Source organism: Tissierella sp. P1, assembly GCF_002266425.1.
GTDB lineage: Bacteria > Bacillota > Clostridia > Tissierellales > Tissierellaceae > Tissierella > Tissierella carlieri.
On the sequence record NZ_NPMN01000058.1, the window covers coordinates 1 to 8592 of the forward strand.

An 8592-nucleotide genomic window follows, 5' to 3' on the forward strand; every position below is an offset into this window, starting at 1 on the left:
AGTCTCAGCTTTTAACGAATTTACTGATGATATTACAGTAGATAAGCTTGGAAACATTGTAGCACTGAAAAAAGGATCATCTGATGAAAATAATGTAAAAATAATGATTGCAGCTCATATGGATGAAATTGGTCTTATGGTAAAAGATGTTGAAGAAAACGGATTCATTAGGTTTACTAATATAGGTGGATTTGATCCTAGGACTATATTAGGTCAAGAAGTTATTGTACATGGTAAGGAAGACATTTTTGGTGTTATAGGCTCTAAACCACCTCATTTACAGGAAGTATCTGAACATGATAAGGCTATAAAAATGGAAGATATGATTATAGACATTGGATATTCAAAAGAAAAAGTGAATGAACTTGTAAGTGTAGGGGATTCCATAACCATTAGAAGAACAATGGCTAATTTACAAGGGACAAGAATAGCAGCAAAAGCTTTAGATGATAGGGCAGGAATAGCGGCTATTTATGAGTGTGTTAAAGAGTTGAGCAAGATGAAACATGAAGCTGATGTATATTTTGTTTCTACAGTTCAAGAAGAAGTTAGTATGGCAGGAGCATTAGTTAGTTCTTATAAGATTAATCCAGATATAGGTATTGCTGTAGATGTTGGATTTGGGACAACTCCTGAACTTTCTAAGTCTGATTCAATAGAGCTAGGAAAAGGACCTGGCATTACATTAGGAGGGAATATTCATCCTACATTAAGAAAGAGACTTACTGAAATAGCTGGAGAATATAATATTCCATTTCAAATGGAAATATCTCCAGGGCCAACTGGTACTGATGCAAGAGCTATGCAAATAACTAAAGAAGGGATTCCTTCCTTAGTTTTATCTATACCACTAAGATATATGCATACATCTGTTGAGGTGATAGATATGGTAGATATAAAGCATACTGCTAAATTATTGGCATTTTTTATCGCTTCTATTTCAAATGAGAATTTGGAGGGATTATTATGCTACTAAAACAACTAACAGAATTACCAGGAGTATCTGGTAATGAAAAAGAAGTTAGGGATTTTATAATCTCTGAGATAAAAGATTATGTTGACAGTTTTAAGATAGATAGAATAGGGAATATTATTGCATATAAAAAAGGTAAGGATACTAATAAAACATTAATGGTTACTGCACACATGGATGAAGTTGGATTACTTGTTAAAGAGATTGATAATATGGGTCTACTTAAATTTACTACAGTAGGTGGAATAGATAAGAGAATTTTAGTATCAAAGCCTGTTTTAGTTGGAAAAGATAAAATTATGGGTGTAATCGGTGCAAAGCCAATTCACTTGCAAAAAAGGGAAGAGTGGATGAGAGCTTTATCTATAGATGAACTATATATAGATATAGGTGCTAAATCTAAAGAAGAAGCTGAAAAATTAGTTAGTATAGGTGATTATGTATCCTTTGCGTCTGATTATGTAGAGTTTGGTGAAAGTCTAGTTAAGGCAAAAGCACTTGACAATAGGGTTGGATGTTCAATGTTAGTTAATTTAATTAAAGAGGTAAAAGATGTTAGTTTCTATGCAGTTTTTACAGTAATGGAGGAAGTAGGACTAGTTGGGGCTGGACCAGCTGCTTATGAAGTTAATCCAGATATTTCAATAGTTTTAGAAGGAACACTATGTTATGATATGCCAAAGCTTGATACACATTTAGTTCCTACTTATCTTAACAAGGGACCTGCAATATCTTTAATAGATAGAACAACAGTATTTAATCATGAATTTAGAAAAAAAATAGTTAGTATTGCAGAAAAGAATAATATTCCATATCAATATAGAAAAACTTCTATGGGAGGAAATGATTCTGGAAAAATTCATACTACTAAGGAAGGCTCAATAACCACTACTATATCGGTACCTTGTAGGTATATACATTCACCAGCATCTGTAATGAGTAAAAATGACTATGGTAATACTTATTTACTTCTAAAGGCAATTTTATCTGAATTTGAAAGGGAGGAATTATAATGAATATAAACTTTAACTTATTAAAAGAGCTAGCTGGAATCTATGGTCCAGCAAGCAATGAAAAATTAATAAGAGAATACATTATAAATGAGATCAAGGATTTTGTAGATGAGACCTTCGTAGATGCATTAGGTAATTTAATTGCTAGAAAAAAAGGTAACGGGAAAAAAATCATGATTTCTGCTCACATGGACCAAATCGGACTTATGGTAATTGATATAGACGAGAAAGGGTTTTTAAGATTTACAAATATAGGTGGAATTTCTCCTACTGTTTCCATAAGCCAACAGGTTATATTTGAGAATGGAACTATTGGAGTTATTTATGCTGAACCTGTAGATGATATATCCAAATTAAAACTAGAAAATATGTATATAGATATTGGTGCTTTTAGTAAAGAAGAAGCAGAAGAAAAGATAAGTATAGGTGATATTTGTATATATAAATCAGAATATGTGGAAAATGAGAATGTTGTATTTACTCCTTATTTAGATGATAGAGTAGGATGTTTCATTGCTATTGAAGCTCTAAAATCTATAAACAATCCAGTTAATGATCTATATTTTGTTTTTTCAGTTCAAGAAGAAGTAGGCCTTAGAGGAGCTAAGACTGCGGCATATAGAGTTGATCCTGATGTAGGTATAGCTTTGGATGTAACTAGTAATGGCGACACGCCTAAGGCAAGGAGATTTGCAATAGGATTAAATAAAGGAGCAGCTATTAAGGTAAAAGATAATTCTATTATTTGTCATCCAAAAGTAAAAGATTTACTTGTTTCTATATCTAAAAATAATGGAATTCCTTATCAAATGGAAGTATTAGAATTTGGAGGTACAGATTCAGGAGCTATTCATATCAATAAAGGAGGAGTTCCATCAGGAGTAATTTCTGTACCTACTAGATATGTTCACTCTACTGTAGAAATGGCATCTAAGAATGATATAATTAATTGTACAAAACTTTTAGTAGGATTTTTAGAAGATAATTTAAATATATAATATAAAAAATGGCTGATAATTCAGCCATTTTTTATAATGAATAGGAAAGTATTACTTTAACATTTTAGAATTGAGAACCTTCCTTAATCTTTGATTCTGTGCAAGTCGCTTATGCAATGACCAATAAAAGATTTATTAATTATACTTTATTAGAAGATTTTATTATATTATATACAATTATGTTTTTAATTGTTTTATTTTAGGGGAATTTGTATGAAAAAGTTTTTCAAAAATTAGAGGAATTAAAAATTATTTGGAGAATTATATAGTAGTAGATTGGATTTGAGGGGGATTTATTATGTTAGATTTAAATCATGAATATACTATATCAGAAGTATCTGAGATTACCGGATATGCTCCACATGTTTTAAGATATTATGAAAAAGAATTTGAAATTGAGGTTCCTAGAAATAATTCGAACCATAGATATTTTACATATAAAGAGATTGAATTAATACAATATATAAAGACTTTACAGGATAAAGGTTTTACTAATAAACAGATAAAACTTATAATACAGTCTCCAGAAATTATGATGAATAATCAGGAGACGACAGATGTAGTTCCAGTTGATGACAATATATATTTTGATACATATCAATTGGCTAAGGAAATAAGTACGACATTGGAGGAAGAATTTTTTGATAAATTGTTTAATCATATTAATGAAGGTTCAGAGAAGAATATTAAAGTAATAGAGGAATTAAAAAATGAAGTTGCAATGCTTAGAAATGAATTGAACTCTAAGGAACGTGATGTGCTTATATGTGAAAACGCTAAGCTTAAAATGAAGGTTAAAGAAAAAACTCTTGAAAATATAGAATTAAGAGAAAAGTTAAAGAAAACAGAAGAAAAACAAGTAGGATTATTTAGCAAGATATTTAAAGCTAAATAATAAAATGGCATAGATATTATTTTTATCCCTATCTAAATTTATAGAATACTTAAGCTTAACCCTCATAGGAATTCTATTATATTTCTGCTTAAGAATAAAAAAAAGTTAACTGAAATCAAAGTTCTATCAAAGCAAAGGATCCAAATGAAGATAAATATTCATGCATAAGAAAAGTCTGCTAATTTTAGCAGACTTTTCTATTTTGCACTATCTTTGTGCCTCATATTGTCTTAAAAGTTTAACGAAAAGTTTAGGAATTTTATCCATGTTTTCAGGTGATTCAACAAAGGAAATTCTAAATTGAGTTTTTCCTGGATTCTCTTCATCATTCTTAACATCATAGAAACCTTTCATTGGTGCTACAAGAAGAGTTGTTTCAACTCCATCCATTTCAACGGAGCCTTGTCCTGCACAATATAGAACGAACTCAATTGAATCAAATCCTGGCTTTACAACGTTTCTTACATCGATTACTGAATAAATTGATGCATCTGGACTTGAAACAATAAGACCTGGTTCTTGTTCTTTAAGACCATTGTAAACTTTTACTATTTGATCTTTATAATAATCTCTTTGTTGTTTACACCATCCAAGGATACTTTCTTTACTTTCATGTGCTAATGCTCCGAAAATATATTGGCCAATTACATTAGCACAAAGATTAGCTGTATATTCTGCAACAGAACGATTGTTAAATTCTGGATTATCCGTAATTACTGCACCTATTCTTAAACCGCATGCATTCCATACTTTTGATGCTGTTTCAATACTAATTCTTCTTCCTTCAATTCCTGGAACATCTGCATCTGTTAGTCCCCAAATACTTACAAGTTTTTCCTCTTCATTATAATATAATTCACGATAAGCTTCATCGCTTACCATCCACATATTATACTTAACACATAGTTTAGCAAGATCTTTTAAAATATCATATGTGTAATATTGTCCTGTTGGATTATCATAAGGAATCACTAAAAGTGCCCCTGGATTATTTGCTTTTATCATTTCTTCAACTTCATTCATATTTGGTAAATTGAATTTTCCATCTTCACCCATATGACGTTTTATAGTTGCAGTTTTACGGCCAATTCTCTCTGCAAATGAAATATAGTTTGTATAAGCAGGATCAATCATCATAAGAGGTCTTTCATCAGTTCCAGCTGGTCCACAAACCCCTAGAAGTAATAATTCCATACCTGATGAACCACCATCTGTTATTTGAACATAAAGATTGCTTGTGTCAAATCCTTCACTCTTTAAGATATTCTTAAAAGCATTCTGTGCTTCAACAGTACCTGCTGTTCCTGAATATCTAATAACTCCATTTGCAAATGGACTTTCAGATGAATTAAGCTCAAACATTCTTTTTTGCATAGCTGGATTTGTCGGTAAAGATACGTTTCCTATTCCAACGTTTATTACTGCTTCAGGTTTTACTTGACGTTCGTCATATTTCATTTGAGCTAAACGAACATCTGATGGTTTTCTTGATTCAAAATGTGCTGATAATATTGGTTTATTCATTATACTTTCCCCCTCTTATAGATTTATATAAAATTCTGCTAATAAATTTAATTAGTGCACTTACATATATTATACACTAATTAAAATTTATTTCATCTTATTCTTAATTTTTTATTTAAATTATTTACTCTTGTCCATCTATAGTTTTATACTAGATAATACATTTAATATAAATAAAAGTATTTGTTTAGGAATAATAAAGGATAGCTAAAATAATTAGGCAGAAAGAAAATTTAAAAAGAAAAATCGGGGACAAGAAGCCCCGATTAGTGAGATGGCTTAGCATCTTCCTCTACCAAAAAAGCCACCAAAGAAATCATTATCGCAGAAGCAGAAAATGATTATTAATATTATAAAGAAGAATAGTAGAAAATTATTATTATCGCACTCTCTTCTGCAGCCTAGTGATTCACCCATAAAAACACCTCCTATTTAAGTGAGAGTAATAACCTCATAATAGCATATGAGTAATAGATGTAAAGTGTTAATTATTATTCTCGAGTATATGGCTAAGATTTTTAGATATAAGGTTTGAAATTATTTTAATGATTTTATGAAAAATATTAAAAATAAAATGTATAATATTTTGGATTCTTCACATAATAATTATGTAAGGTTCGTAAATAGAATTCAACTTTCAGTTTTCACTGTAAGAAAAATATGTTCTCCTTTCATAAGGTCCTAATGGATTTTTATGAATATAGACATATTGTTTGAATCCATTACGACCTTACTTTTAATTTTTTTGTTATATAGTTATGAAAAGTACATCCCCTTTAAATTCTAATTGGGAAAGTAAAGGGTGCAATAATCGAATATGAGAGATAGTTAGAAAATATTAATTACTATTTTTTAGAAATGATATTGTAAAAATGAAGAGCCAGAGTTTTAATCTTGAAAATTCAAAGTATTTATTATATGTTATGTAAGGTTAACTTGACATAAGAATGTAATAATAATATACTAGTAATGTAAGGTTAACATTACAGGAGGATAATTAATGAAGAATAGATTAAAAGAGTTTCGTGAAATTTTCAAATTAACGCAAGAACAATTAGGAGAACTCGTAGGTGTATCAAGACAAGCAATTAACTCTATAGAAACAGAAAAATTTGAACCATCTATATGGTTAGCCTATGATATTTCTAAAGTATTTAATTGCTCTATAGAGGATATTTTTCTTTTTGAAGATAGCGAAAGAAAATCAAGATCACGACAAAGCAGAGGTGTAATTTAAATGGCATTAAGGCAGATTAGATTTTTTGATGATGAAATATTGAGAAAGAAGAGTAAAGTAGTTGAGGTAATAGATGATAAAATAAGACAAATACTAAATGATATGGCAGATACGCTGTATAGTATAGAAAATGGCGGAGGATTAGCTGCACCACAAGTCGGGATATTAAAGCGGTTAGTTGTAATAGATATGGGACAAGGACTTATAAAATTAGTAAATCCAAAGATAATTGATCAAGAAGGAGCTCAAGAAGTCATAGAAGGATGTTTGAGTATCCCAGATAGATTAGGAAAATTAGTGAGGCCTGCGAAAGTAGTAGTACAAGCATTAGATGAAAATGGTGATGAAATTATATTGACTGGTACAGGAGATTTAGCGAAATGCTTTTGTCATGAAATAGATCATTTGGAAGGTATTCTTTTTACAGATCTAGTAACTGAGTATCTATAGTAATAATATTAATATTACTATATTGTGAATATTTTATTTCGATACCGCATTATTTTAAAGATAAATATTGTGGTATTTTTATGTTATGTTTCAAATGATTAAATTTATTTATTTAGCATAAATATTTTAAATTAATATATAAATATTAGAACTTGAAAATTGAATAATGCAGCATAGAGTAATAGTATTCAAAGTATACGGAAATTATCTATTATAAAAAGAAAAAAATCTAGCAATTGATGTAGAACATGATGTTTTAGATTTAGTAATAGGTATTCAAGCCCTAATGATCTCTATAGAAAATAGTCTTATAGAGCATATAGCAGAAGAGAATTTTATAAAGAGTACTTTGAATTATTAATTTACTTAGTAGGCTAAAATAATGAGTAAATTTCATAAAGATAATAAATATAAAAAGAATCGGGTACAAGCCCCGACTCAATTATTTTAATTTAGAAGAAATCACAGTTACAGAAAATAATCACTAGAATTAGAAAGAAGAATAATAGAGAGTCGTCCATACCACATTCTCTCTCGCATCCTCTTCTGCCGAATAAGCCACCCATAAAGACACCTCCTATTAGATTGAGATTTATTATCCTTACAATAGGATATGAATGATAGTGGTAAAGTGTTAATATTATTTATTAGAGATGTTGAATTATAGATTGAATGGAGGATGATTCAAATAATAATTAGTGTTATCTAAATAAATATACTCATAAATGATAATTAACTAAATGCAAAATGACGAAATAAATTCTAAAACATATTTAGACACTAGAAAGTATATAACTTAGATTTATATAGAAAAATTACAAAAGCAAAAGCTTATAAATTAGAATAAATAAAAGTCTAGAAACAAACTAGAAACAAAGAGGTATTAAGATAATATCTTTTTTCATGTAAATTTATAAAAAATTCAAATAAGTGCAACAGGTTAAATGTATTTAATTAATAACTATTTTAAATCATGATATTGAGACAAGAGTTTGTCTAACAACTGACTTAATTTGATTACCTCTGAATCAAGAAGGTCGTATTTCTTATCCAATATTAAGTTATGAAGTTTAATTCTAGTTTCTTCAATTTCCTTAACAAGTTTTTCAATAGTATCTTTATCATGCAAGTCGCATACCCCTTTTCTGTAGCGGATTTATTTAACCTGTTACACTGATACAAGTTTACAAAAAAAATAAAGTGAGTAGTGACATTATTAAAAAAAAATGGAAGATTTAGCAAAAATAAATGAGAGTAGAAGAAAAAATTAATGGTTATACATAAATGGATAAGAAGTGGAATTACAGATGAGTAAACAATCAAGAATATTGATATTAATTTAAATTTTGTTATCATTATCACTGAATTGCTGAGGAAAACATTAATATTTACTAAGGTAGGATAAGATAGAGAAGTATTCTAAATATAATACTAATTACTATATATAATATAAGATTCAGTAGTTAGTAAATTTAATGGTAAAAAATAAAGCAATAATAGAT

At 29.0% G+C, this 8592-nt stretch carries 9 protein-coding genes; 6 read left to right on the top strand and 3 right to left on the bottom strand.

Annotation, left to right across the window (positions count from 1 at the left end; translation table 11 throughout):
- The 4 genes from CIW83_RS21335 to CIW83_RS21350 all read left to right on the top strand — a co-directional run.
- Positions 1-976, top strand: a 976-nt coding sequence (locus CIW83_RS21335) for a M42 family metallopeptidase (RefSeq protein WP_143598612.1), incomplete at its 5' end; no start/stop codon positions are given.
- Complete coding sequence (locus CIW83_RS21340) at positions 967-1986, top strand: M42 family metallopeptidase (RefSeq protein WP_094904448.1); 1020 nt, start codon at positions 967-969, stop codon at positions 1984-1986. The genes CIW83_RS21335 and CIW83_RS21340, both read left to right, overlap by 10 nt.
- The gene (locus tag CIW83_RS21345) at positions 1986-2984 is read left to right on the top strand and encodes a M42 family metallopeptidase (protein ID WP_094904449.1); all 999 of its coding nucleotides are present in this window, start codon (positions 1986-1988) and stop codon (positions 2982-2984) included. Before CIW83_RS21340 ends, CIW83_RS21345 begins: the two co-directional genes overlap by 1 nt.
- Positions 2985-3282: 298 nt before the next feature.
- Positions 3283-3879, top strand: coding sequence for a MerR family transcriptional regulator (locus tag CIW83_RS21350; protein WP_094904450.1), 597 nt, complete (start codon positions 3283-3285; stop codon positions 3877-3879).
- A gap of 207 nt (positions 3880-4086) precedes the next feature.
- On the opposite strand, the gene CIW83_RS21355 is transcribed toward CIW83_RS21350, so the two are convergent.
- Both CIW83_RS21355 and CIW83_RS22435 read right to left on the bottom strand, forming a co-directional pair.
- Positions 4087-5403 (bottom strand): pyridoxal phosphate-dependent aminotransferase, encoded by a 1317-nt coding sequence (locus tag CIW83_RS21355; RefSeq protein WP_094904451.1) that lies wholly within the window; start codon positions 5401-5403, stop codon positions 4087-4089.
- A gap of 279 nt (positions 5404-5682) precedes the next feature.
- Positions 5683-5820 carry a hypothetical protein gene (locus tag CIW83_RS22435; protein ID WP_158220210.1) on the bottom strand — a complete coding sequence of 46 codons (138 nt, stop codon included), beginning with the start codon at positions 5818-5820 and terminating at the stop codon, positions 5683-5685.
- Between the two features lie 583 nt (positions 5821-6403).
- Here CIW83_RS22435 and CIW83_RS21360 point away from each other — a divergent pair.
- Both CIW83_RS21360 and def read left to right on the top strand, forming a co-directional pair.
- Complete coding sequence (locus CIW83_RS21360; RefSeq protein WP_094904452.1) at positions 6404-6640, top strand: helix-turn-helix transcriptional regulator; 237 nt, start codon at positions 6404-6406, stop codon at positions 6638-6640.
- Positions 6641-7090 (top strand): peptide deformylase, encoded by a 450-nt coding sequence (gene def / locus CIW83_RS21365; RefSeq protein WP_094904453.1) that lies wholly within the window; start codon positions 6641-6643, stop codon positions 7088-7090. It abuts the gene before it with no gap.
- 961 nt (positions 7091-8051) lie between these two features.
- Here the strand turns inward: def and CIW83_RS21370 are convergent.
- Positions 8052-8219, bottom strand: coding sequence for an aspartyl-phosphate phosphatase Spo0E family protein (locus CIW83_RS21370; protein WP_094904454.1), 168 nt, complete (start codon positions 8217-8219; stop codon positions 8052-8054).
- Positions 8220-8592: the final 373 nt, after the last annotated feature.